The sequence below is a fragment of the Marinifilum breve genome (assembly GCF_003202155.1).
GTDB classification, from domain to species: Bacteria; Bacteroidota; Bacteroidia; order Bacteroidales; family Marinifilaceae; genus Marinifilum; species Marinifilum breve.
This window is the reverse complement of record NZ_QFLI01000099.1, coordinates 1-545: the sequence shown is the minus strand read 5'-3', so window position 1 is coordinate 545 and position 545 is coordinate 1. Positions and strand designations below refer to the sequence as shown.

Genomic DNA, 545 nt, shown 5'->3' with positions numbered 1-545 from the left:
CCATTATTTGATGTATGGGACACATTCTCTGGCAAAACAAGAGGATCTTTTCGTGAGCTGGATATGCTACTGTCTGTACATGCTGTTTCGGGGATGATGGAGTTTGACTCCATTACCGGGCATGTTTCTGGAATAGAAAGTACTGGACCACTGGGCGCATCATGGATGACTGTTTCGTTTGAAGTACAGTTCATCGAGGATTCATGGAGGCTGTTGTCATTTTCCAGCTCACTGTGTAATTGAGATATCAATCCATCCACCTCTGTCGCGTCTTCATAGCATGAAAGATTTAGCAGCTGCGTGCGGAATTTGACTAGTAGCTCCAAATGTCGTTCAAAGAGTAGCTGTAATCGATCGGAAGGGAGAGTCATTTTTTCGAATCAGCACCTGTGATGAAAATTACTGTACGAATAATGACCAATGTCGTTGAAGGACAGTGACGACAATCTGGATGCTGATTGGTTGAATAATTAGACTGGATTTCGTCCAATTACAGAATGACTTTGGATTGTTTTTTTTCTTTACCCCGTCGCCAATTGTTATAA

1 protein-coding gene is annotated in these 545 nt (G+C 42.2%); it reads left to right on the top strand.

All coding sequences use genetic code 11. From position 1 onward, the window contains the following. On the top strand, window positions 1-243 hold a 243-nt coding region (locus DF185_RS24850; protein WP_207784748.1), incomplete at its 5' end, for a hypothetical protein. Window positions 244-545 lie beyond the last annotated feature (302 nt).